Here is a 1358-nt window from a genome sequence, read left to right as displayed (position 1 = left end):
CCTATCCTTATCTGTTATACCCAATTTAACACCTTAACATCTGTTTTAAATGCTTTTTTAAATTTTATTAAACTTCTCTGGCTTGGGTTTACAACATATTTATTGTGGCAAATTGACAGTAAAGGAATATCTGCTGAGCTATCTGAATAACCGAAAATTTGAGAGTAATTATTGATATTTAAAAGTTGATCTAATATTTTCACCTTATTCTGTTCAAAACAATGGAAACGGCTAATCATACCACCAAAGAATCGTTGTTCATCTGATCCTAATATTTGCAGTTTAGGCACATCTATTGTTTTTATTATTCCTTCAACCATCCATGTCGAAGCACCGCTTATGATTATCACTTGATGACCTTGTTCAAAATGTTCTTCAATTTTAATTAGTGCATCTTTGTAAATCATTACTTCTGGTGAATTTACATAATGGTTAATAAAACTTGTACGAAGTTCTTGTACTCCAGATATAGAAAGACCTGCGGTTGCGACCCATAAATAGATTGAGTTTCCGATAAATCTAGTTTTATTTGAGAGAAAAAATAGTAATGAGATAGGTGTAATCAATAATGCAAAAAAGTAACGTAGGAGGTTTTTCTTTAATGCATACAGAATAAAAGATAAACCAGTATCTTTGTTTATAATCGTTTTATCGAAATCAAAGAGTGCTATAGGATTCATATATAGGAACATCGCCTTTGGGTATAACGCCCCAAGCAGGGGATTTTATGAGCGCTTTTCAGCGAGTAAAATTCCCGCTGACTTGGCTTGTTATACCCTTGCACTATTCTGAATACTTCCTAATGACCGACACCTTGCCGTCTTCTATTTCTAATACTTCCATAGTGTCGTAACTCTGATGCATCATTTCTTTAGTTTGGGGATGAATACCACTGCTTTTGGTTGAGTAAGTGATAACAACAACATTATAGGCTGGGACAACTTGAAAAAGTTCGGCTGAATAGTCTGTATGGGAGCCGAGATAATATGACATACCATTTCGCATGCTGTCTTTTCCGTCCGATAAGCGCGAATCATCTGGATCGTAAGGTAGGTGTTGGTGCCCTATATCATCTTTTAAAAACGACAAATAATGTTCTATGTCCTTTTTAGTCGCATTTGGTGCTTGGGTAGCTTTCCATGCTGTAAAGTACGATTTTCCAAATTCTGTTAAATCAATTTCACCTGCACTAAGTGATAGAGAAATCGAAAGGGATAACAAAAATAAATACAGTCTTTTCAAAATAACCTCCTATGTTAATTTGGGTATAACGCTCTGTTAATGGGCGAATTTTGCTGGGTTGATTTTTGCCCGCGAAGCGGAAAAGCAAAAAGCGAAACAGCAAAATTTGTCCATAT

General features: G+C 35.1%; 2 protein-coding genes. Both read right to left on the bottom strand.

The window, feature by feature from the left end:
• Positions 1 to 14 precede the first annotated feature (14 nt).
• Positions 15 to 680, bottom strand: coding sequence for an HAD-IB family phosphatase (locus BCU91_RS07925; RefSeq protein ID WP_157936278.1), 666 nt, complete (start codon positions 678 to 680; stop codon positions 15 to 17).
• Positions 681 to 783: 103 nt separating this feature from the next.
• Positions 784 to 1242 carry a nuclear transport factor 2 family protein gene (locus tag BCU91_RS07920; protein ID WP_006086915.1) on the bottom strand — a complete coding sequence of 153 codons (459 nt, stop codon included), beginning with the start codon at positions 1240 to 1242 and terminating at the stop codon, positions 784 to 786.
• Positions 1243 to 1358 lie beyond the last annotated feature (116 nt).

It is taken from the genome of Shewanella sp. 10N.286.52.B9, from assembly GCF_002873635.1.
Lineage (GTDB): Bacteria > Pseudomonadota > Gammaproteobacteria > Enterobacterales > Shewanellaceae > Shewanella.
Note: the sequence above shows the minus strand (reverse complement) of the source record. Positions and strands in the feature narration are given on the sequence as shown.